Below are 22,559 nucleotides of genomic sequence, written 5' to 3'. Positions count from 1 at the left end.
CATCATGACCGACATTCAAGCCGCATTCTCGAATCCGCAATTCGTGGATCGCTACACCGAAGGGCCGCGGCGCTTCGTGCCCGGCTATGAGGCGATGCAGTCCATGGCGGCGATTCTGCTGGCCGAAAGCGTCCCCGGCGATGCGCGGGTGCTCGTCCTCGGCGCCGGCGGGGGCCTGGAGCTCAAGGCCTTTGCGCAGGCGCATCCCGGCTGGCGCTTCGACGGCGTCGACCCCTCCGCGGCGATGCTGGGACTGGCGAGGCAGACTCTGGGAGAGCTCGCACCGCGTGTACGCTTTCATGAAGGTTACATCGACGATGCCCCGGAAGGACCGTTCGACGGCGCCACCTGCCTGTTGACCTTGCACTTCGTCGATGTCGCCGAACGGCGCCGCATCGCGTCGGAGGTCCGCCGCCGGCTCAAGCCGCGCGCACCGTTCGTGATCGCACATCTGAGCGCGCCCGATGGAGAGAAGGAGCGTCCGCTATGGCTGGCGCGGTACTCCGCATTCCTGGCGGCGTCCGGCGTCGCGCCGGACCAGGCGGCTGCCGCAAGGGATGCCGTCACCAACCATCTGCAGATTTTGGCGCCCGCGCAGGACGAGGCGATCTTGCGCGAGGCCGGCTTCTCCGACCCGACCCTGTTCTACACCGGCTTCGCCTTCCGCGGCTGGGTGGCCTATGCCTGAATGATCGCAAGACAGCGCGCGATCATCATCTATCCACCGGCACGCCCGGCCCGAGATGATAGCGGCTGGAAAAGAACACCAGCGGCGTGGTGTCGCGATGATCGCAAGCCGAGACTTCGGCGATGATCAGCGTGTGGTCGCTGACGTCGACGTGGCGCGTGACCTCGCAGGCGAACCAGGCGATGCAGCCGGACAGGCGCGGCAGGCCATCCACGATCTCGTAGTCGGGAGCAGCGCCCGCGCTCGGCTGGCTGGCGAAATGCCGCGACAGGTCACGGCCGTGGTCGGGCAGGACGTTGACGCAATAGCGTCCGGTCGCCGAGATCGCGCGGTGCATGCGTCCTGGCATGACCGAGACCAGCACGGTCGGCGGCGACAGGCTGACGGTGACGAAGCTGTTCGCCGTCATGCCACAGACCCGGCCGTGCTCGTCGAGCGCCGTCAGCACCGCGACGCCGGTCGCAAAGCGCGATGCAGCTTCGCGGAAGGACGCCGGATTGGCGCGCGGCATGTCACTTGCCGTCCGCATCGATCCTCACGCAATGGCCCTGACCGGCTGCGATGGCGCCGACATGCGCTCAATCCAGGCCCGGATGCGCTGCGGCGTGGAGATGCGGTCCCACTGCCGGTCCGGGTAGTTGAAGTTCTCGGTGAATTCGTTGGCCAGCGCCGGATTCTGGCTCATCGCGCCGATCAGCATGCCCAGCGCTTCGGTCGGCGGCTGCAGCATCACATTGGTCCAGCGCGAGGCGGCCAGCACGCGGTCCTGCCGCTTCAGGTCGATCTTCTCGCACAGGCGCGCATCGAGCGCGTCGGAATTGACGATCTCCTCGCCGAGCACGAAAGCCGCGTAGGAGGCGACGTTGGCGCCCTGCCCCATCATGGGATCGACGATCGCGTGGACGTCGCCGAGCGCGATCGCGCATTTGCCGTCGTCGAACTCGACCACCGTGTTGCGCACCGTCGGGACCACGCCGCCCTGCAGGAGATCCTGCGGCTGCGCGAGATCGAAACGCGCGGTATCGATGCGGTCATAGGTGGTCGGGTGATGCTTCTCCAGCTTGCCCAAGAGCACCTTCAGGAACTGCTTTGGATTGTCGTCGTAGCTGAGCGTGGCCAGCTCCTCCATGTCGCCGCCCGGTACGTTCTCCATCAGCAGTGCGCTGGCGATACCGCCGAAGGTGACGGTGGGAATCACGATCATCTCGCCATGGCCCGGCGAGACCGAGAGCGTGACGTTCATGGGATCGGGCTGGCGCACGCCGGTGTAGAGGCCGACGCACAGCCGGCGCTGCGGCTGCGAATAGGGCGTGTGCTCGGGACGATAGGTGAAGAGCTGGCCCAGCGGACCCTTGCCGGTCGAGACGACCAGGAGGTCGAAACGCGCGACCAGCGGACGGATGTCTCGCTCCTCGATCCGCCTGTACTCGATCTTGCCGCCGCGCTTCGTAAAATCCTGCATCAAGGCGGGAAGATAGAGCCTGTAATCGACCGCCCGGCTCGCCTTCGAGAAGTCGCCGCGGAAGCTGAGCGGCTGCGGAAAATTGAAGACGTGATCGTGGTAGTAGTAGTGCTCCTTCGGATCGGTCCAGTGATTAACGCCGAGATAATCCTCGCGCGCGATCGTCACGTGGTGATGCGCGACGGTGTTGAGCAACCGGATGGTGCGGTACTCCTCCGGCGGCCGGTCCGTAATGATGGTGGCGTCCACGCCATGCTTTTGCAGGTAGAGTGCGAGATGCAGGCCGGCGATGCCGGCGCCGACAATTCCGATATGGCGCGCCACGTGATCTCTCCCCGTTTCCTTGCCCTGTAATTGCTTGTTTTGGGAAGCCTAACGGCCCGCCGTGTTGCGCACTATGGAATATATGGGATATGATTTATTCCAGATCGGAATGAATAATGGACCGGATCGATTGCCTGCGCGCTTTCGTTCGCACCCTCGAGGGCGGCAGCTTCTCTGCGGCGGCCAAGGAGCTCGGCATTGGCCAGCCCGCCATCAGCAAGCGGATCGCGGTGCTGGAGAGCGAGTTCGGCACGCAGCTGTTCTCGCGCACGACGCGCACGCTGAAGCCGACCGCCGAGGCACACCGCATCTACGATCTCGCGCGGCAGATCCTCGACAGCTTCGACATGGCGCGGTCGAGCGTCGAGCAGTCGGCGCCACGCCCCAGCGGCACACTCCGGATCGGCGTGCCGTCGTCATTCGGACGGCGCTACATGATGCCTGTGATCGCCGACTATGTGCGGCACCATCCGGAAGTGCGGGTCGACATCCGCTTCAGCGAGCGGTTCGTCAACCTCGTGGAAGAAGGCATCGAGCTGGCGCTGCGGATCGGAAACCTGGAGGCGAGCACGCTGGTCGCGCGCCGGCTCGGCACCGTGCAGCGCTACCTGGTGGCGACGCCCACCTATCTGCACGGGCGCCCGCTGCCCCGGACGCCGGACGACCTCAGTTCGCACCAATGCATCGTCTATTCCAGGATGTCTCCGGCGCACCAATGGGCCTTCGAATCCGAGCATGGCCGCCACGTCGCGTCGATCAACGGGCCCATTCACGTCGACGATGCCGATGCGATGCAGGAGGCGACGATGCATCATCTCGGCATCGCCATCCTGCCCGAGTGGAACGCGGCCGAGGGTCTGAGCACCGGCGAGCTCGAGCATGTGCTGCCTGACTACACCATCGCCGCACTGCCGCTGCATGCGGTCTATCCGGAGACACAATGGATGTCGCTGCGTGCGCGAAGCTTCCTGGATCTGTTGGTCGAACGCGCCGCGCATTTTGTACCGGCCCCCATGCATACCCATGCCGCCGGCGCAGGCGGTTGACGCCATCCCCGCCAGCATTAAATGACGCCCATGAAAAAGATCGGATTCCTCTCCTTCGGGCACTGGACGCCCTCGCCGCAATCGCAGACCCGCTCGGCAGCCGATACTCTGCTGCAATCGATCGAGCTTGCGGTGGCGGCGGAGCAGTTAGGGGCGGACGGCGCCTATTTCCGCGTCCATCACTTCGCGCGCCAGCTTGCCTCGCCCTTTCCGCTGCTTGCCGCGGTCGGCGCCAAGACCAGCAGGATCGAGATCGGCACGGCCGTGATCGACATGCGCTACGAGAACCCGCTCTACATGGTGGAGGACGCCGGTAGCGCCGATCTCATCGCCGGCGGGCGGCTGCAGCTCGGCATCAGCCGCGGCTCGCCCGAGCAGGTGATCGACGGCTGGCGCTATTTCGGCTACCAGCCGGCCGAGGGCCAGAGCGATGCCGACATGGGGCGGCGCCATGCGGAGGTCTTTCTCGACCTCTTGCGCGGCGAGGGCTTTGCCGAGCCCAATCCGCAGCCGATGTTTCCCAATCCGCCGGGGCTGCTCCGCCTGGAGCCGCATGCGCAGGGCTTGCGCGAGCGCATCTGGTGGGGCGCCGGCTCGAACGCCACCGCGGTGTGGGCGGCCAAGCTCGGCATGAACCTGCAGAGCTCGACGCTGAAGAGCGACGAGACCGGCGAGGCTTTTCACGTGCAGCAAGCCGCGCAAATTCGTAGCTTTCGCGCGGCGTGGAAAGACGCCGGTCACACCCGTGAGCCGCGCGTCTCCGTCAGCCGCAGCATCTTTGCGCTGGTGGACGATCGCGACCGCGCCTATTTCGGCGGCGAGCGCGGAAGCGAAGACCAGATCGGTTTCATCGACCCGCGCACCCGCGCGATCTTCGGCCGGAGTTATGCGGCCGAGCCGGATGTGCTGATCGAGCAGCTGCGCCAGGACGAGGCGATTGCGGAAGCGGACACGCTGCTGCTGACGATCCCGAACCAGCTGGGTGTGGACTACTGCGCGCATGCGATCGAGGCGATCTTGGCGCATGTCGCGCCGGCCCTGGGGTGGCGGTGAGGCGAACGGCGATATGCCCCAGAGGAATCACATTTGAACCCTTACAAACGGTCGTCATGCCCGGGCTTGTCCCGGGCATCCACGTTCCCGGTGCGGGGTGGCGAGGCGTGGATGGCCGGGACAAGCCCGGCCATGACGGTGTGGGGACTATCGTGCCTCAAACTAACCTCGCATGCGATAGCCCTATCCCTATCCGCCCCACCTCACCCCGTCTTCGTCCCCGTGATGACGGCCAGCGCCTCGACGAGGCGGTCGAGATCGGCCTCGTCAGTGTAGAGGGCGGGCGTCACACGGATGCACTGGCCCCTGGCGAGGCCGGCCCGGCGCACCGTCATGATCTTGTGGCTGTCCCGAAGCTTCGCAACGATGGCCTCGTTGTCGGCCTTGCCGGTCTTGCCGGCGAGGCGGAAGGACGTGATCGCGCCATATGAGCCGGCTTCGTCCGGCGTCAGGATCTCGATGTCCTTGAATGCACGGGCGCGGCTCACCCAATAGTCGCGCAAATGTCGCAAGCGCGCTTGCTTGGCCGCCGCGCCGATCTCTAGATGCAGCGCCACGGCCATCGGCACCGTCAGCACCGTAGCGAAATTGACCGTGCCGGTATGCACCCGCGAACGGATATCCTCTTGCGGAAAATCCTCGTCGCCCATGTCGCGATCGATGGCCGCGAGGCGGTCCTTCCTGATGTAGAGGAAGCCGACGCCGAGCGGCGCGCCGATCCATTTGTGCAGATTGAACCCGACGAAATCGGCCTCGAGCTCGCTCACCCGGAAGTCGATCTGCCCCCAGGAATGGGCGGCGTCGACGATGGTGTCGATGCCCTTGGCCTTCGCCATGCGGGTGATCTCGGCGACCGGCATGACGAAGCCGGTGCGATGGCTGACGTGGGTCAGGAGGAGAAGTCTCGTCTTCGGGTTCGCCTCGATGGCGCGGGCATAGGCGTCGAGCACCGCCTGGCGGGTGGCGGGCTCCGGCACCTCGAACTTGACCACGTCGACGCCGCGGCGCGCCTTCAGCGCGTTCATCGCATATTGCATCGAATCATAGTCGAGATCGGCATAGAGCACGCCGTCGCCGGGTTTCAGCCTGTTGTAACCGCCGATGAGGAGCTGAAGCGCTTCGGTCGCGCCGCGGGTGAGCGCGATCTCCTCGAGTGCCGCGCCGACCGCCTCCGCCACCTTGGCACGCACGGCCTCGAAATCCGTACCCGCACGCAGCCGCGCGTAATAGGTGTTCTGATAATTGACCATGTCGGACTGGCGGATGAACTCGCGCCTCACGGGCTCGGCCATGATGCCCCAATAGCCGTTCTCCAAATTGACGACATCAGGCGTGACGGCATAAAGCCCCTTCACAGCCGCCCAATAGGCCTTGTCGGTGGCGACAGCGGCCACTGAGCCGGTCGGCTGCGCCGGAAGGCCCTCGGCGGCAAAAGCCGGCGCAGCAAGCGGCGCCACGGCTGCTGCCGCGAGGCCCTTGAGGACCCGCCGGCGGTCAGCCGAAATCGTCTTGATCAGTTGCATTTGTCAGCTCTCCCCCGGGAGCGTTTTCGAGCGAAGCGGCGTCCGGCTCGCGTCATGAAAACGCGTCAAACAACAATCCAGAGCTCCGTTCCGATGTCATCGAAGCAGACGAGGCTCTGGCGCGCCGGGAAGAGAGCAACGGACCATGCAGCTGAGATGACCGGAGCATGACAATGCGATGATCGAGCAACGTAGATTGCAGGATCAGGCTGCCGCCCGCTTTGTTGCGGCTCGCGCGTGCTCCGCGGATGAGCAGCACCATGACTGCCAGCATCAGCACGTAGATCGTCGGGACATGGAGCAGCGGCATGATTCTCACCCTGTCGCCGGCGCTATACCAAGCCGCCGCTACGATTTGCTTGCGATGATTGGTAAACGCGGTGGTAACGGCCGTGGTGACGCCGAGCTACGTCACCGTCTGGCGGCCGGCGAGCGGCGCAACGCCGTCATCGTCAAACCGCAAGACCCAATGCGCCCCCCTCGGGGTGAGGCGCCATTGAACCGGCGGGCACGTGATTGACGACGAGCCCCGTCGGCACGGCCTCGTACCTCGACAGCGCCGCGGTCACCCGGCGCATCGCGGCCGAACCGAGCTCGCCGGCGCGCGCCACCAGGACGATCAGGTCCGCATGCGCGGCCAGGGCGATGGCGTCGGGCTGCAAGGCCAGATTGCTGGCGTGGACGACCATCAGGTCGAACTCCGAACGAATATCGTCCTCGGGTCTCGCATCGGGTCTTCGGCCGGCACTGAGGAGCTCGTCGATCGACTGAAGTCCAGCCGTGGTCGAGCCATCGTGCCATTCGGTCACCGGCGGCTGGTGGCCTGCGAATTCCGGCTGGAGCCGGATCAGCACGCTCATCATGCCCCGATTCACGGCGGCGCGATTGAGGGAGCGTGCAACCGTGTTGCCGCCTGCGCTCTTGCCGACCGACAACACCAGCGCGACCTTGCAGCCGCGCACCGGCACACGCTCAATGCGTTCGAGCAGCGGCCGCAGATGGGTGCCGAGATCGAGCTCGGCCGCCGCCGCGATCGGTCTTTGCCAGACCGTGTTGGTCCCGGCTCCGGATGCCAGCTCGGGGATGCGGCCCCAGACGGGAAGGCTGGGTATCGCCTCGGCTCGGCGCACGGCTGCGGCCGGAGGCTGGACCTGCCGGCCGGGCGCCTCCTCCGCTTGCACAGAGGCAGCCGCCTGAACGGATTCGGGCTCGTCGGCGGACGCGCTCGTCGTCACCGCAACGGCGGCGGTCGACGTCAACAGCGAGCCGATCGCCAACGCCGCGAGCAGCAGGGCGAGCGGCGGACGCGTCGAGCGCAACGGCGGAATGGCGACCGAGGCGATCTTGGTCTGGGACGCCTGCAGCTGACGCTGCTCGCTGGTGGTCTTGAACCGCGACAGGAACTGCTCGTAGATGTTCCTGTTGGCATCGGCGTCGCGCTGCAGCTCCTGCAGCTTCACCAGCGCCTGGCCGTCGACCAGCATCTTGGTCTCGACCGCCTTGAGCTGCTTTTCCAGCGCGTTCTGCTGCTCCCGCTGGGCCTCATATTCGGATTTGGCCGTGTCGATGTTCTTCTTCCGCTCGATCTCGATCTGCCGGTTGATATCCGCCAGCTGGCTGTAGGAGATCGCGAGGTCGGGATGGCGGTCGCCATACACCGCCTTCTTCTGCGCGATCTGGTCGTTCAGGGCCGAGCGCTGCGTGCGCAGCATGCTCAGGAGGTCCTGCTTCACCGGCCCTTCGACATTGGCCTTGAGATCGCGTTGCACCTGCTCGTAGCGCGCCTTGGCCTCCTCGGTGCGCGCGCGCGCGGCGGAGACCTGCTGCGTGAGATCGGTCACCCGCAATTGCTGCGTGGTGGATTCCTTGCCGGCATTGACGATGTTGTGCTCGAGCCGGAAGGCGGCGACGGCGTCTTCCGAGGCGCGCAGGCGCTCGCTCAGCGCCTTCAGCCGGTCCTTGAGCCAGTCGGCGGCCTCGTCCGTCGCCTCGGTGCGGACGCGGCCCTGGCTGGCAACGAAGGCCTCGGCGATGGCATTGGCGTAGTAAGCGGCCCGGTCCGGGCGGTTCGAGGTGAAGGAAATCGCAATGACGTAGGTGAGCCCGCGCCGGGTGATGTCGAGGCGGTTGCGGAATTTCTCGAGCAGGCGCGTCATGTCGGTATAGCCGGCCGAGACGTCCTCGTCGTCCGCGATCTTGAGCTGCTCGATCAGGGGGCGGAGAAAGCCGTCGGATTTGGCGATTTCGATCTGGCTCTGAAGCGCCGCGGCATCCTGGCCGATGCCGGGCAGCACGTCCTGATCCGAGGTCACGCGCAGCTCGCGGGGATCGAGCACGACCAGGGCCGTCGCGGCATAGCGGACCGGAAGGACCATCAGGACGACGATGCCGAGGGCGAACAGCGCCGCGGCCAGCGTCAGAATGCGCCGGCCGTTCTCGCGCAGAAAGGAGAGTGTACCGAAGACGGTCAGCGATCCCTTGATCAGGGCGGGCCCGGTGCCGTCGGGCTTCACCTTCGCAGCCCGCGGCGCTTCCCACGAAGCCGCTTGCTCCGTCGGGGCGATGCTTCGCGGAGATGCGCTTCGACCGAACGCCATGGGGTTGGACTCGAAATCAACTGACAGGCCTGGAGGCTTGCCGCACCGTAAATATCCATGGTTAACCGGCGGTTACGGCTGGGCTGGCCTTGGGCGTGAACGATTCGTTAACGAGACGCGGCCAGCCACGCGCTGTATTTGACCACATCGATGGCGAGGCCATCGAATGGGCTGCGTCGCGCTTGCGCCAGCGCGACGAAAGACAGAAATGTCTTATCGTGCTGTCCGACGGAGCGCCGGTCGACGATTCCACGTTGCACGAGAATGGCGACAGGTACCTGGACGGCCATCTGCGCCGTGTCATCGGCGAGATCGAGCAGGCCGGCGATATCAGGCTTGCCGCAATAGGTATCGGCCATCCGGTCGAGCAGTACTACAAGGAGGGCCTCACGATCAGCTCTCCTGAAGAGCTGGAAAGCACCCTGGTTCAGCTCATCAACCGGCTCTTGCATCCGTCGGCTTAGTTGCATTCAGGCGCGGCGCGCATCGGCGGCGCCTGCCTGCGCTCGCCTCGATGTGCGACCGCTCACAAGCCGATGACATACCCGTCCCGCCGGGGATCGGCGGCACCCGTCATCACGCCGGTTACCGGATCGAGCGCGACGGCCTGCATGCCCCCGCAGAGCATGGTCCATCCGGTGTCCAAAATCTCGATCTCGTGGCCGCGGCGCTTCAGTTCGGCGATGGTCTCCGGCGCGATGCGGTTCTCTGCCTGAATGAAGCGGCCGTCCCACAGCCGTGAACGCGGCGCCTCGATCGCCGGCTGCAGCGGAAGGCCGAACTCGATGTGCTGCACATAAGCCTGGGCCTGGGTTTGCGGGATGCCGTAGCTGCCGGGCGTCCCCAGCGCGAGCACCGGACGGCTGCCGCGCGTCGCAATCGACGGTGCCATCGTCACCGGCAACGCGTCGCCCGGCTTGGCGAGGTTCGGGCTTCCCGGCTGCACGTCAGCCCAATGCAGATGATTGTTGAGGCAAACGCCGGTCCCCGGCACCACGACGCCGCTGCCGAACGGGCTGCCGAGACTTTGCGTAATGCAGACCAGATTGCCTTCGGCGTCGGCGATCGAGAACGAGGTGGTGTGGCCGGGATCGGCACGATCCTGCGGCATCCATTGCTCTGTCGGGCCCGTGATCGGCCGGCCGTCGCTCACACGCTGGCGAAGCCGCGCGATCGTCGCGTCGGACATTGCTCCAGCGGCTTGATCCGGTCCCAGATTGCCATGGGCGATGCGCTCGCCGGCGGCGAGACGGATCGCGCGATAGACCGTATCGAGATGATCGGCGCCGTCCTTCGGCAGACGCCCGAGGTCAAAGCCTTCAAGGATCTTGAGGGTCAGGGCGAACTGGAAGCCGCCGCATTGCTGCGCCGGGACGTGAAGCTCGAGCCCCCGATAGGACACGGTCAGGGGATCGAACCAATGCGGCTTGACGGCGATGACATCGTCCAGCGTCAGGCTGCCGCCGAGCGTGGCGAGATAGTCCACGATGCGCCGGCCGAGCTTGCCGCCATACAGATACTCGGGCCCCAATTCGGAGATCTCGGCAAGAGTCTGCGCGAGATCAGGCTGCGCGACGATCCTGCCGAGCTTCACCGGCATTCCATCCGGGAGATAGTTCCTGACCAGTGCGGCGTGCAGCTCCGGCCAGGGTTCGAGCAGCGGCACCTGCTCGTTGATCTCATCAACACCGAAGTCCGAGAGCGCAAACCCGTCGCGCGCCAGCGTGATCGCCGGCGCAAAGACGTCTGGAAGCGATTTGCGTCCATAGCGCGAGAGCAGCTCGCACCAGCCCGCGAGATTGCCGGGCGTCGAGGCCGCCTGCGGACCGCGCTCGAGCTCGAATCTGCTGGTGTATCTGCCGACCGGGAAGCTTGCGGGCATCGGCGGAGCGAAGTCGAGCACGCGAATGCGCTGCTCGATCGCCACCCAGATCGTGGCCAGTCCAAACCCGGCAAGCCCCGACATGAACGGCTCGACCACGTTGAGGGCGGCCGCCGTGGCGACGGCCGCATCGAACGCATTGCCGCCCTGCATCAGGATTCGTGCACCGGCCTGTGCCGCGAGCGGATGCGCGGCGGCGACCATGCCGTGCCGCGAGAACAGCGTCGGACGCCCATATGTCCTGGCGAGTTGCATCCGGTCAGGCCTTCCGCCGGTCAGTGCGTCGTCGCAGCAGCCTGGATCGCCTCCGACATGATCTCGAGACCGCGATCGATTTCGGCCTCGGACACTGTGAGCGGCGGCGCGATGCGGAATACGCCGCCCATGCTGGGCAACTTGACGATGTTCATGCTGAGACCGCGACGCATGGTCTCCTCCATGATCCGCGCACCGAGTTCAAACCCCGGCGTCTTGGACTGCCGGTCGACGACGATTTCGAGACCGAGCAGAAGCCCGCGGCCCCTGACGTCGCCGACGCATTCGAACTTTTGCTGCAGCGACAGCAATCCATCCCGGAGCCTGTTGCCCCTGGCGGTTGCCTGCGCCACTAACCCGTCGCGCGCGACCACGTCGAGCACCGTGACGCCGATCGCGGCGGGCAAGGGATCGGAGACATGCGTGGTGTAGAACAGGAAGCCGCGCTCGAACGCGGTCTGCTCGATGGCCTTTGTCGTCATGACCGCGGCGAGCGGCAGACCGGCGCCGAGCGTCTTCGACAGCGTGAGAATATCAGGCACCACGCCGTCACGCTCGAAGGCAAACATGTGCCCGGTGCGGCCGATGCCGGTCTGAGCTTCGTCGAGGATCAGCAGCATGCCGCGCTGCTCGCATTTTTGCTTCAAGGCCGCGAGATAGCCGAGCGGCAGTTCCAGAATGCCGCCGCTGGAGAGGATCGGCTCGGCGATGAAGGCCGCCAGATTACCGGTCGACTGGCTGTCGATCAGTGCGAACGCATCGTCCAGCTCGGTCTGCCAGTCGTTGCTGCCGTCGACGTTCCTGAAGCGCGGCCGATAGGCGTTCGGCGCGGGAATGACGAACGATCCGACCGCGGCCGGCCCATAACCGCGCCGGCCCGCGCTGTAGGTCGCCGACGCCGCCGCGCCGGTCATGCCGTGCCAGCTTTGCGCGAAGGCGACGATTTCGTGCCTGCCGGTGACGAGCTTGGCCATCCGGATCGCCGCTTCATTGGCTTCCGCGCCTGTCGTCAGCAGCTGCACGCGGTCGAGACCGGGCGCAAGCGCAGCGAGACGCTCGGCCAGCGTCACCACCGGACGCGAGAGCATGCCGCTGAAGAGATGAGCGACCGCACCCATTTGCCGTGCGACCGTGGCGACGATGTCGGGATGCGTGTGCCCCAGCACGGCACTCATCTGACCCGAGGTGAAGTCGAGGATGGCGCGTCCGTCGGCGTCGTAGACGAAACTGCCGGCCGCCCGCTCGATAATGACGGGTTCGAAACTCGGGCCGTAGCGGGTCAGATGCGTGTTGGCGGAAGCCCAGAAATCGGGATCGGCGTTCAAGGTCATGACAGCCACCTGCGCTTGGACGTCTGACCTCTAGTCAAGAATTTGACTTCAGGCTAATTGATATAATTCAATCTGGATATCAATCTTCCTGATGTCGATGCTGGATCTCACCCTTCTGAGGAATTTCGTCGTCGTGGCCCGCACCGGCTCGATCAGCCTGGCGGCCTTGCAGATTGGCCGGACACAGTCCGCGCTCAGCATGCAGATGCAACGGCTGGAACAGACGATCACGCAGCCGCTGTTTCACCGCAGCGGATCCGGCATGAGGCTGACCGCGGCCGGCGAGAAACTGCTCGCCCACGCCGAGACGCTGCTGGCGCAGCACGACGAGATTCTCGCCGACATGAGCGGCGAGAGTCTCAAGGGGACGCTGAGCCTCGGCTGCCCGGAGGACTATTCGATCGCTTTCCTGCCGGCGCTGCTGAAGGGGTTCTGCGCGCTGCATCCCAATGTCGAGCTGCGCATGGTCTGCGCACCGACCTCCGAGCTGCGCCCGATGCTGGTGCGGCGCCAGATCGACATGGCGCTGGTCTCGCTGTCCGATGCCGGAGCGCGCGAGGTGATCCGCGAGGAGCGCTTCGTCTGGGTCGCGAACGAGGCCGAGCCGAAAATACTGACGCAGGATGTGCTGCCGCTGGCGCTGGCGGCGCCGATGAGCCTGGACTACCGCGCCGCTTGCGCCGCGATGGACGCGGTCAATCGGCGCTACAGGGTCGCCTACGCGAGCAACAGCCTCGCCGGCCTGATCGCGATCGCGCGGTCCGGTCATGCGATCAGCGTCCTGACACGAACCGCCGTTCCGTTCGATCTTCACGTCGTCTCGGCCGGACTGCCCCTACTTCCGACCATCGGCATCGCGCTCGAATTCTCGGAGGCGAGGCCCTCGCTGCTGGCGACGACGCTGGCCGAGCACGTCCGCACCGTGTTGCCCGGACTGAAGACCAAGGCGGAGATCGATTAGTGACCTATTGCACCTCGATGTTCGCGTCCTTGGGCGGCGACGGCGCCTTGGTTTTGGCCGGAGGCCCGAGCTCGACATGGCCAAGCAGGCAGGACCGCAACGTCTCGATCTCCGGACAATCGGCGGTGCCGAGCGGGCCGATCAGGAAGCCGCTGTCCAGAGGCTCGCACCTGTAGCCTGGGCAGCGCTGCACCCGGTCCGCGATCACGACATCGACCTTGCCTTCGAGCAGCTCGTGCAGCCCGGCCGGCTGGCTGATGCGAATGGCGAGCTGGGGCTGGGCCCGGCGGAACCGCGAAAGGCGCGCCCGCAATGCATCGACGGCAAAGCTCGCGTGGAGCCCGATATGCAGCAGGCTCGTGACGCCCTCAGGCTTGAGCTCGGCAGTGGCCTCGGCGAGGCAACGAAACGCCTGACGCACCTGCGCCAGATAGGTTTCGCCGCCGGACGTCAGGATGACCTGCCGTGTCCGCCGCTCGAACAGCTGCACGCCCAGCCGCTCCTCCAGCAGGCGGACTTGCTGGCTGACGGCGCCGGCCGTGACGTGCAGCTCGTGAGCGGCCTGCTTGAAGCTGAGATGGCGGGCGGCGGCCTCGAAGGCGCGCAGGGCATTGAGTGGCGGCAGCAGATAGGTCATGGCCGGCTCCAGGCGATGCAGGAAGCTCGGGAAGATGCATGAGTTTCGTTCGCTCGACAAAAGAGAAATCCTGCTTTGTCGCCGGTGACGGCGGGCGATACCCCGGGGCCGACCTCCACGCAGCCCGAGGAAACCTGCCGCCGTGCCACCTGACATGCCGTCGATCGAGACTCCCTATTCCTGGATTCGTCTTTCCGCCTCCATCACTCTCAGCACACTGGGCTGCGTCGGGATGTGGTCCCTGGTCGTGGCCTTGCCGGCGGTGCAGGCCGACTTCAATGCGCCTCGCGCCGAGGCGACCTTGCCCTACACGCTCGCCATCATCGGCTTCATGATCGGCGGCATCATCGTCGGCCGATTGGCGGATCGCTTCGGCATCCTGACGCCGCTGGCCGCCGGCACGATCCTGATGAGCCTCGGTTACGTCCTCACCGCCTTCGCATCCAACCTGTCGGTCTTTGCGATGATCTGCGGCCTCACGATCGGACTCGGCGGCGCGGCGAGCTTCGCGCCCCTGGTAGCCGACACCTCACTGTGGTTCGACAGGCACCGCGGCCTCGCCGTTTCCCTGGCGACGGCCGGCAGCTCCCTGGCCGGAGTGGTCTGGCCGCCCATCGTCCAGCACGCCATCGCCGCGATCGGCTGGCGGCAGACCCATATCGGCATCGGCCTGTTCTGCCTCGCAACGATGCTGCCGCTCTCCCTGGTTCTGTTGCGCCGGCCAATCTTCCAGAAGGCGACGCCCGCAGCGGTGAGCCCCGGTGACACGATACAAGCCATCGGCCTGTCTCCCGGTGCCACCCAGGGCCTGCTCGCCCTCGCCGGGATGTGCTGCTGCGTCGCCATGTCGATGCCGCAGGTGCACCTGGTCGCCTATTGCGGCGACCTCGGCTACGGCGCTGCGCGCGGCGCCGAGATGCTGGCGGTCATGCTCGGCTTTGGCGTGGCGAGCCGCCTGATCTTCGGCTGGGTGTTGAACCTCATCGGCGGCCTGCCGACCTTGCTGCTGGGCTCGGCCATGCAGGCCATGGCCCTCGCGCTTTATCTGCCGTTCAACGGGCTGGCCTCACTCTATGTCGTTTCCGCTGTTTTCGGCCTGGCGCAGGGTGGCATCGTGCCGAGTTATGCGGTGATCATCCGTGAGCTGTTCCCGGCGCGAGAGGCCGGCTTTCGCGTCAGCCTCGCCATCTCGGTCACTCTCGCCGGCATGGCGCTGGGAAGCTGGATGGCCGGCGCGATCTACGACTGGACCGGCTCCTACGCTTCCGCGCTGATCAATGGCATCGCCTGGAATATCGTGAACATGGCGATCGCAGCCTGGCTGCTGGAGCGCCAGCGTCGGCATGCTGCCGGCGCGTACGCGGCGAGCACAGCGCTCAGCTGATGTTGAGCAGGATCCGTCCCGATGTGCCGCTGCGCATCAGGTCCAGTGCGTTGTTGATGTCATCAAGCGCGAATTCGTGGGTCACGATGCCGCGGTAGCTCACCTTGCCGGCATCGCTGAGGCGAACCAGGCGCGGGATATCCCGCGCGGGCTGGCATTGCCCGCCTTCCGAGCCCTTCAACACCTTCTCGAAGTGCAACGGCAGCGTATAGATCTCGGCCTTCTCACGGGGAACGCCGACAAGGATGCAGCGGCCTTTTTTCGCCGTGATCTCGTAGGCGAGCTCGATCAGGTTCTTGACGCCGGTGGTCTCGACGACCTTGTCGGGTCCGTCGGCCCCCGTGATGGAGCGAACCTCGGCGGCCACATCCTTCACGGTCTCGGAATTGATGGTGTGGGTGGCGCCGAAATCCTTCGCCATCGCCAGCTTGTTGTCGAGGCGGTCGATCGCAATGACCGGCCAGGCGCCGACCATCGCGGCAAATTGCACGATGTTCAATCCGACGCCGCCGACGCCGAACACGACGACGGCTTCGCCGATGGCGATCTGCGCATCGTTGTTGACGACGCCGAGTGCGGTCGTCACCGCGCAGCCGAGCAGCGGCGCGCTGGTGCGATCGATCGAGGCGGGAACGGGCGTGACGCGATTTTCCGACACCACGGCATATTCATTGAAGGTGGTGACCCAGCCCGCATTGAGCCGCTTGCCGCGCCAGGAATAGACCGGCGTGTTGGACTGGATGCCCTTGCCCGGGCGCCAATGCATGACGACGGTGTCGCCCTGCTTGCAGGAGACGACGCCGGGTCCGGTGTCGACGATGGTCGCCAGCGCCTCGTGTCCCAAAAGGTGCGGCAGGAACTTGTCGACGCCCTTGACGGCGTCGATCTCGTTGATCTGTGCGCCGCAGATGCTCGAGGTGTGCACATGGGCGAGCACCTGACCGTGCTCGAGCCTGTCAGGCAGGGTGAACTCGTCGACGATCAGCGGCTTGCCGGATTCGACGAGTATCGCGGCCTTTGCGGTCTTGATATCCATGAGGCGCGCCCGGTCACTCGAAATAGATGAATTCGTAATCGCCGGTGTAGCCGAGCTTGCCGTACAGCCAGATCCATTCCGACGTGTGCAGGATGGACTCCGCCGTCAGCGCCCAGCATTCGAGGTTGTGCAGCTCGGCGACGTTCCGGTAGCCCTCGACCATGACGTATTTATTCTTGCCGACCCGCTCGATCTCCTTGAGCGCCGCCTCGAGCTCGTAGAGCCTGAGATTGTGCAGGGTGCCGAGCGAGATGACGAGATCGAAACTGTCGTCGCCATAGGGATAGACGTCCTGGGCGCGATAATTGAACAGGTATGGTTTCACCTGCTCGTGCGAATTGGCGAGACCATGCTTTGAGATGTCGAAGCCGGTGACCTTCAGGCCCGGCAGGATCTTCTGCATCTCGTACAGCAGAAAACCCTTGCCGCAGCCGACGTCGAGCACGCTGGACCCGTCCTTCAGACCATAGGTCTCGATCAGCGCCTTGGCGACCGGCGCCCAGCGCCCCTCGATGAAGCGGTAGCCGCCATAGCCGAAGCGGCGGTCGCCGTCCCAATAATCGGCTTCGTATTCCCGCGCCTTCAGCGAGCAGCCGATCTTGTCGTCGTTCATGCGGCCCATGTAGTCGCGCTTGGTCGCAGTATGCAGTGGCGTCACAATATTCAGCAGTCGTCCCATTGAGCCCTCGGATTCCATCACGCGCTGAGATTGTCTCGACTGGCCTGGGGAGCCTTGCACGTGACCTGCGGCTCGCCCTAGCATTTGTGCCGAAGACCATCATTGTTTCAGATCAATGATGTGGAAATCGTGCGGCGGCGCGGTCAAGGGCCCGGCCGCCGAGCGTGAGACTACGGATGCAGGCGCAGGCGGCTCACACTCGTGACTGCAAAGGTGATGAACCTTTTGACCCGCGCTGCCACGAATTTCTGCGGAGGGTAGGCGAAATAGAGTCCGGTCAGGGGCGAGCGAAGAGCCGGCAGCACGCGCACTAGCCGTTGTTGGTCTGCGAAAAAGGCCGGCAGAAATCCGATCCCCATTCCCATGGCGACAAAGGTTCTTACCGTCAACAGGTCATCGCAGGTCAGGTCGCCCGATAGATCGATGCTGATCTTCCGGTTTCCCATCAGCATGGGCAGAGGACGGGCCCAAGGCTTGCCGAATCCAATCAGGTCGTGGTGTTTGAGATCATCCACATGACTGGGGACGCCGCGTCGGTCGAGATAGTGTTGGCTTGCAAACAGTCCCGATGGGCCCGTCACAAAAGACCTGATCACCAGACTGGAATCGCGCAGCGGGCCGACGCGGATGGCGAGATCGACGCCTTCGGCGATCATGTCGACGATCCGGTCCGTTACAATCAGCTCGATTTTCACCATCGGGAACGTTTCGCGAAACGTGCTGATGATGGGCGGCAGCAGGCTTTGCGCGATGTCGACGGCCGCTGTGAGCCGAAGCAGGCCACTGAGGCTTCCTGCCTCTGACGTAATCGCAGCTTCGGCTGCCTCGATCTCACGAAGCCCGGCGCGGCACCGTTCGAAATAAGCCTGGCCCGCCGGCGTGACGCGGAGCTTGCGGGTCGTACGCTGGATCAGGCTGACGCCGAGGCGCTGTTCGAGCGCCGCCACCTTTGCGCTCACCGTGCTGGCGGGCATGCGGAGCCTTCGGGCAGCGCCGGCAAAGCTGCCGGCCTCCAGCACCTGGACGAAGACACTGATCTCATCGATGCGCATCGCCAGGCCATTATGCAGAATTATGGACGATGATTCCAGATTCCCCTGACTTGCGGCGAAACGGCTTCTGCGATCTGCTTTCGATCAGGGAAGGCCCTGCCCAAGGAGCTGAAGGATGACGGGACCGATCGCGCCGGTGGCCGACAGCGAACCGATCGACCCGCGCGTCCGCGTCGGGCATGTTCATCTGAAGGCGGCAGACCTCGAGCGATCACTTGCGTTCTATTGCGGGGTGCTCGGCTTCGGCCTGCACGGACTGATTGGCAACGAAGCAGCGTTCCTCGCCGCCGGCAGCTATCATCACCACCTCGCGATCAACACCTGGGAGAGCCAGGGCGGTTCGCCGCCACCTGAAGGATCGACAGGCCTCCACCACGTTGCCTTTGTCTATCCGACGCGAGCCGCGCTCGGCGACGCACTCCGCCGCCTCCGAGCAGCGGCCGTCCAGCTCACCGGCGCCAGCGACCACGGCGGTTCGGAGGCCATCTATCTCCGCGACCCTGACGGCAATGGCGTCGAGCTCTACTGGGATCGACCGGAGGAAGAGTGGCCACGCAATCCCGACGGCTCGTTGAAGATGGTCAGCAAGCCGCTCGATGTCGAAAAACTGGCGGCGGAGGGATTGTCCGAATCCTCGATTCAGCAAGGATAAGAGGGCGAGGTCCGTCGTCGGGATGGCATGTCGAGCGCATCTTGATCTGGTGGTCCGCCCCGGTATACGTTCGCATCATGATGTTCATGTCCACATTCTTCCCGCTGATCTGAACGGCAGAAAGTCGTTCCGGCGTATCCACGCCGATCAGATCAAAGCCGGCTGCGCTCGATGCGGTAGCCGAAACGGAGAATGTGCAATGCCCAAGACCGAACAGGCTGGCCTGACGCCTCGTCAGGTCCAGACCTTCATCGACGACGGCTTCGTCAAGATCGAGAACGCCTTCAGCTCCGACCTGGCAAGGCGATGCAGGGACGAGCTGTGGGCGGATATCGGCCTGTCACCAGACGAACCCGAACACTGGAACGAGCCCGTTGTTCGCGTGGCGTCGAAGGCTTCGCCCCCATTCATTGAAGCCGCGAACGCACCGCCCCTGCACAAGGCCTATGATCAACTCGTCGGCGAAGGGCGCTGGCTTGCGCCCAGGGGCCTCGGAACCTTTCCGATCCGCTTCCCTTCGGCGGAATCGCCAGGCGATGACGGCTGGCATGTGGACATGAGCTTTGGCACCGCCAGTCCGGATTTCATGGAGTGGCGTGTCGATGTGAAGAGCAGCGGGCGTGCGCTCCTGATGCTCTTCCTGTTCTCGGATGTCGGAAACGATGATGCGCCCACGCGGATCCGGAAAGGCTCGCATGCGGCCATCGCGCGGGAGCTACTGCCCTATGGTGAGACCGGCGCGACGCTCCGGCAGCTCGCTTCCGAGAACTGGGCGTCGACGAGAGATTGCGAGATCGAACTGGCGACTGGCGCGGCAGGCAGCGTCTATCTGTGCCATCCGTTCGTTGTTCACGCCGCGCAACCACATCGCGGGAAACGGCCGCGTTTCATGGCACAGCCTCCGCTGCTGCCGAAGGGTGAGTTTGATCCGGCGCTGCCACCGTCGCCGGTTCAGATCGCGATCCGGCGGGCTTGCGGGCCGGTGTACTAGTCGGACGACATCCGGGGCCGCCGGGCGACCCCGGATGTTGCTGGCCCTATTGTATCGCCACGACGCGATGATGTACGGACGCATACGCCGGCAATGTCACGCGGCGCCGTTACAATTTCCCATACACCCGCCCGGCGACCGCCTTCAGGCGCTCGACCGAGCCGGACTCCGGATGCGGCTTGACCGGCGCGAACAGGATCGACGCCTGCCTGCCGTTCTTCCAGACATGGATGTTGACGGCGTTGCCGTTGCCCTTGGTGCAGGAATGCTCGCCGAACGCTTCGCGGCCGAGCTCGGGTATCGCCACGTGCTTGCAGGGGCCTGCGCGTTTCATCATGCCGATGACGGTGTCGCGCGACATCGCGATCACCGCGACGGTCATGGTGTTGGCCTCGCGATCGAACATCATGCAGCTGCCCGCGCCGGTCCGCTGCACCGTCAGCGTGCTGTTGTCGAGAAAGCCGTCGGCATCGGCGGCCGTGAGCCACTCGCAATTGCCGAACCGCTCGCTGCTCTTGCTCACGCTTGCGATGGCAACGCGCGCAGCTTCGGTGAGCGGTCCGAGCAGCGCGTCGTCGGCACGCCGGCCGATCGGATAAACGCTAATCTGCAGAATGTAGTCGCCGGACAAGGCCACGACCGATGCCTCCTGGCGCTCCGCTCCGGCGGCGCTCGTTCCACCCTGACCTTCGTCGCCGATGTCAGCGACTGCGTTGAGCGGCATGCGCTCGCCAAGCGTCTTGACGAAGGTCGCGTACAATTCCCTGGCGCGGTCCTTGTCGGGATTGCGGAACACGGAGAGCATCATCGTGTCGCCGCGCCCGCCCTGGTAGATGCAGCCGCGGCCGTCCTGGTTTGAAATCAGCGACCATTTGAGCGCCGGCATCGCGCGGGCGAGCTCCTGGGCGCTGATGAACGGGCAGGTTTCGGCTGCGCGCACGGGAAGCGGGGCGGCTGCGATTGCAAGGAATAAAACGAGGCAGGAGAGCAGACGGTCGATCGTGCGCATGGGACGAACTTACTATCGAAACGGCGCGCCCGACGAGATGAAATTGAGAACTGCTATCTCATTGAATTTAATATACAAAAAGATCCCATTACGCAGTCCCCGGTGCCTTCGCCCGCGTCAGGTCCTTTAGGAACTGCTCCATGAGCGGCTTGTTGCCAAACCTGCGATAAGAGCGCTCTGCCTCTAACGAAAATGTCGGTTGGGCCCCTACCAGGTTTGCCATCGTCAGCTGCGCCGCTTCTATATCACCGCGCCCCCCTTGCAGCGCAGCCTGGATTAGCAGGCAGTTGGCATCGCGCGGCGCCCTTACAAGGCATTCGGAGATCACGGCAGCCGATTCATCGCGACGATCAGCGGCGTAAAGAGCCTGGCCATGCACATAGGCGTAATATTCCGGCGCCATGGGATGAAGGCGACGTGCCCGCTCGGCATTGGCAACGGCGTCCGCGTAGTCCCCGAAACGGACTTGCGCTTTTGCCAATGCCATCATGCTATCCGGGTCATTGGGATTCAGTTCGACGGCGCGCTTGGCGGCCTGCAAGCCGCCCGCATAATCGCCCTGCACCGCGAGCCCGAAGCTGATCACCTGATAGCCGAGCGAGAGATTGGGATCGAGGCGCACAGCCTGGCGCGCTTCGCTAAGACCTAGTTCCAGCTCATGCGCTGTCGCCCGACCATTCGACCTCCTGGCCACCTCCGCGATGTAAGTGAGGGCCAAGCCCGCACGGGCGGCGGCATAGGCCGGGTCCATTTCCAGCGCGCGCTGATATATGCCGCGGGCCTCCATAAGTGCTTCCGCATCCTGGACGCCATGCCGGTATCGATGACGAGCCCGCAGGAGAAGATCGTAAGCCTGAAGGTTGTCGGTCGGACGTTGCGCGGCAGCGGTGGCTTCACTTCGGCCGATATACGGCGCGAGCTGGGCGACGATTTCCGTGGTCAGCTCGCTTTGTACGGTGAAGACGTCGGCAACCTGCCTGTCGAAGCTGCGCGACCAAAGGTGCGCGCCCGATTTCACGTCGATCAGCTGCGCCGAGACGCGAAGCCGGTCCCCCTCGCGGCGCGCGCTGCCTTCCACCACGTAGGAAACGCCCAGCTTTACCCCGAGCTTGCGCACATCGCTTTCTTGCCCGCGCGCGGCATATGTGGAGTCGCGCGCGATGATCTGAAGCTCGGAATTCCTTGCAAGCGCCGTGGTCACATCCTCGGTCAGCCCGTCTGCAAAGTACGGCTGGTCGCCGCTCATGGTCGCAAAAGGCATGACCGCAACTGACGGCCGCGGGTCGGCGCGGGTCTGGTCGAAAAACAGTGCGGCCGGGAGCCGGCTGACCATCGCCGCCAGGGAAAGCGGTTGGATTTGGGTGCCGATGAGGACAAGGGCTAGGGCGGCGACGCCATACGACCAGTGCGCAGCGGTACCGTGTAGAACGCGCGGGACTTTTCGCCAGCGAGACCACGAGGATTGCGCGCGCCGTACCCGGTAGACATCAAGAAGCTCGGGAATGTTTTTGGCGCGCCTGCGGCCCACACGCGCGAACACCTCGCCGCGATTGCGGTCTGCGGCCATGACGACAGCGCCGCTGACAAAGATGCTACCGGGATCGGCCATCGCCTCAAGCCGTGTGGCGACATTAACGCCGTCGCCGTACATATCGCCATTATCCTCGATGACATCACCGAGGTTGATGCCTATGCGCAGCTCAAACGGGGCGTTGTCGAAGCCTTGCTGGATAGCAGCGGCCGCATCAACGGCTTCGTTGACGCTTGGAAACATCGCCAGAAACCCGTCCCCGGTCATCTTGAAGATGCGTCCACTATGCTGCGCGACTGTGGGTTCGATCAGATTGTCGAAGACCGTGCGCAGCTCTTTATAGGTGGAGGCCTCGTTTTCGGCCATCATCAGGCTGTAGCCGACGATGTCGGCGGCCATGATCGCGGCGAGCTTGCGTTCCATCAACGGCTTCCCTGTACAGGGGCCAGGCATAAACTGGCATTGC

The 22,559-nt window shown here is 64.8% G+C and carries 21 protein-coding genes; 8 read left to right on the top strand and 13 right to left on the bottom strand.

Annotation, left to right across the window (positions count from 1 at the left end):
• The first annotated feature begins 4 nt into the window (after positions 1–4).
• Entirely contained in the window at positions 5–688 is a 684-nt protein-coding gene (locus tag JQ566_RS28890) for a class I SAM-dependent methyltransferase (protein WP_212378716.1), read from the top strand.
• A 25-nt stretch (positions 689–713) separates the two neighbouring features.
• Here JQ566_RS28890 and styB read toward each other — a convergent pair whose 3' ends face one another.
• Together styB and styA are read right to left on the bottom strand one after the other, a co-directional pair.
• Positions 714–1,217, bottom strand: a complete 504-nt coding sequence (styB, locus tag JQ566_RS28885; protein WP_249139863.1) for a styrene monooxygenase NADH-dependent flavin reductase subunit StyB — start codon at positions 1,215–1,217, stop codon at positions 714–716.
• A 6-nt stretch (positions 1,218–1,223) separates the two neighbouring features.
• Complete coding sequence (gene styA, locus JQ566_RS28880; protein ID WP_212378714.1) at positions 1,224–2,474, bottom strand: styrene monooxygenase subunit StyA; 1,251 nt, start codon at positions 2,472–2,474, stop codon at positions 1,224–1,226.
• A gap of 116 nt (positions 2,475–2,590) precedes the next feature.
• Between styA and JQ566_RS28875 the strand changes: the two genes are divergently transcribed.
• Both JQ566_RS28875 and JQ566_RS28870 read left to right on the top strand, forming a co-directional pair.
• Entirely contained in the window at positions 2,591–3,520 is a 930-nt protein-coding gene (locus tag JQ566_RS28875; RefSeq protein WP_212378712.1) for a LysR family transcriptional regulator, read from the top strand.
• Positions 3,521–3,550: 30 nt separating this feature from the next.
• Positions 3,551–4,573, top strand: coding sequence for an LLM class flavin-dependent oxidoreductase (locus tag JQ566_RS28870; RefSeq protein WP_212378710.1), 1,023 nt, complete (start codon positions 3,551–3,553; stop codon positions 4,571–4,573).
• A gap of 203 nt (positions 4,574–4,776) precedes the next feature.
• Here the strand turns inward: JQ566_RS28870 and JQ566_RS28865 are convergent, their stop codons facing one another.
• The 3 genes from JQ566_RS28865 to JQ566_RS28855 form a co-directional block, all read right to left on the bottom strand.
• The gene (locus tag JQ566_RS28865) at positions 4,777–6,096 is read right to left on the bottom strand and encodes an aminotransferase class V-fold PLP-dependent enzyme (RefSeq protein WP_212378708.1); all 1,320 of its coding nucleotides are present in this window, start codon (positions 6,094–6,096) and stop codon (positions 4,777–4,779) included.
• A gap of 52 nt (positions 6,097–6,148) precedes the next feature.
• On the bottom strand, positions 6,149–6,406 hold the full coding sequence (locus JQ566_RS28860) for a hypothetical protein (protein ID WP_212378706.1): 258 nt from the start codon (positions 6,404–6,406) through the stop codon (positions 6,149–6,151).
• A 142-nt stretch (positions 6,407–6,548) separates the two neighbouring features.
• Positions 6,549–8,693 carry a GumC family protein gene (locus JQ566_RS28855; protein ID WP_212378704.1) on the bottom strand — a complete coding sequence of 715 codons (2,145 nt, stop codon included), beginning with the start codon at positions 8,691–8,693 and terminating at the stop codon, positions 6,549–6,551.
• Between the two features lie 95 nt (positions 8,694–8,788).
• Here JQ566_RS28855 and JQ566_RS28850 point away from each other — a divergent pair, with 95 nt between their 5' ends.
• Positions 8,789–9,157 carry a cobaltochelatase CobT-related protein gene (locus JQ566_RS28850; protein WP_349643363.1) on the top strand — a complete coding sequence of 123 codons (369 nt, stop codon included), beginning with the start codon at positions 8,789–8,791 and terminating at the stop codon, positions 9,155–9,157.
• 62 nt (positions 9,158–9,219) lie between these two features.
• Here the strand turns inward: JQ566_RS28850 and JQ566_RS28845 are convergent, their stop codons facing one another.
• Complete coding sequence (locus tag JQ566_RS28845) at positions 9,220–10,830, bottom strand: gamma-glutamyltransferase family protein (protein ID WP_212378702.1); 1,611 nt, start codon at positions 10,828–10,830, stop codon at positions 9,220–9,222.
• A 20-nt stretch (positions 10,831–10,850) separates the two neighbouring features.
• A complete protein-coding gene (locus JQ566_RS28840) occupies positions 10,851–12,161 on the bottom strand; it encodes an aspartate aminotransferase family protein (protein WP_197966509.1) in 1,311 nt (436 codons plus the stop codon).
• Between the two features lie 97 nt (positions 12,162–12,258).
• On the opposite strand from JQ566_RS28840, the gene JQ566_RS28835 reads away from it, so the two are divergent.
• Positions 12,259–13,122, top strand: coding sequence for a LysR family transcriptional regulator (locus JQ566_RS28835; protein ID WP_156505067.1), 864 nt, complete (start codon positions 12,259–12,261; stop codon positions 13,120–13,122).
• 4 nt (positions 13,123–13,126) lie between these two features.
• Here the strand turns inward: JQ566_RS28835 and JQ566_RS34905 are convergent, their stop codons facing one another.
• Complete coding sequence (locus JQ566_RS34905) at positions 13,127–13,759, bottom strand: LysR family transcriptional regulator (protein WP_283814384.1); 633 nt, start codon at positions 13,757–13,759, stop codon at positions 13,127–13,129.
• 154 nt (positions 13,760–13,913) lie between these two features.
• Here JQ566_RS34905 and JQ566_RS28825 point away from each other — a divergent pair, with 154 nt between their 5' ends.
• Positions 13,914–15,143, top strand: a complete 1,230-nt coding sequence (locus tag JQ566_RS28825; RefSeq protein ID WP_212378836.1) for an MFS transporter — start codon at positions 13,914–13,916, stop codon at positions 15,141–15,143.
• Here the strand turns inward: JQ566_RS28825 and JQ566_RS28820 are convergent.
• From JQ566_RS28820 to JQ566_RS28810, 3 genes are all read right to left on the bottom strand, one after another.
• Entirely contained in the window at positions 15,136–16,179 is a 1,044-nt protein-coding gene (locus JQ566_RS28820) for a zinc-binding dehydrogenase (protein WP_212378700.1), read from the bottom strand. The two genes, JQ566_RS28825 and JQ566_RS28820, sit on opposite strands and share 8 nt — an antisense overlap.
• A 13-nt stretch (positions 16,180–16,192) precedes the next feature.
• Positions 16,193–16,858 carry a class I SAM-dependent methyltransferase gene (locus JQ566_RS28815; protein ID WP_249139862.1) on the bottom strand — a complete coding sequence of 222 codons (666 nt, stop codon included), beginning with the start codon at positions 16,856–16,858 and terminating at the stop codon, positions 16,193–16,195.
• 170 nt (positions 16,859–17,028) lie between these two features.
• Positions 17,029–17,910 (bottom strand): LysR family transcriptional regulator, encoded by an 882-nt coding sequence (locus JQ566_RS28810; protein WP_212378697.1) that lies wholly within the window; start codon positions 17,908–17,910, stop codon positions 17,029–17,031.
• A 115-nt stretch (positions 17,911–18,025) separates the two neighbouring features.
• Here JQ566_RS28810 and JQ566_RS28805 point away from each other — a divergent pair, with 115 nt between their 5' ends.
• Entirely contained in the window at positions 18,026–18,562 is a 537-nt protein-coding gene (locus JQ566_RS28805; protein ID WP_212378695.1) for a VOC family protein, read from the top strand.
• Positions 18,563–18,761: 199 nt separating this feature from the next.
• Positions 18,762–19,553, top strand: coding sequence for a phytanoyl-CoA dioxygenase family protein (locus tag JQ566_RS28800; RefSeq protein ID WP_212378693.1), 792 nt, complete (start codon positions 18,762–18,764; stop codon positions 19,551–19,553).
• A gap of 109 nt (positions 19,554–19,662) precedes the next feature.
• On the opposite strand, the gene JQ566_RS28795 is transcribed toward JQ566_RS28800, so the two are convergent.
• Together JQ566_RS28795 and JQ566_RS28790 are read right to left on the bottom strand one after the other, a co-directional pair.
• Complete coding sequence (locus JQ566_RS28795; protein WP_212378691.1) at positions 19,663–20,562, bottom strand: hypothetical protein; 900 nt, start codon at positions 20,560–20,562, stop codon at positions 19,663–19,665.
• 88 nt (positions 20,563–20,650) lie between these two features.
• On the bottom strand, positions 20,651–22,516 hold the full coding sequence (locus JQ566_RS28790; protein ID WP_212378689.1) for an adenylate/guanylate cyclase domain-containing protein: 1,866 nt from the start codon (positions 22,514–22,516) through the stop codon (positions 20,651–20,653).
• Between the last annotated feature and the right edge of the window lie 43 nt (positions 22,517–22,559).

The organism is Bradyrhizobium sp. SZCCT0231 (genome assembly GCF_018130245.1).
Taxonomy (GTDB): Bacteria; Pseudomonadota; Alphaproteobacteria; order Rhizobiales; family Xanthobacteraceae; genus Bradyrhizobium; species Bradyrhizobium japonicum_F.
The sequence above is the reverse complement of the archived record's forward strand: the minus strand, read 5'-3'. Positions and strand labels throughout refer to the sequence as shown.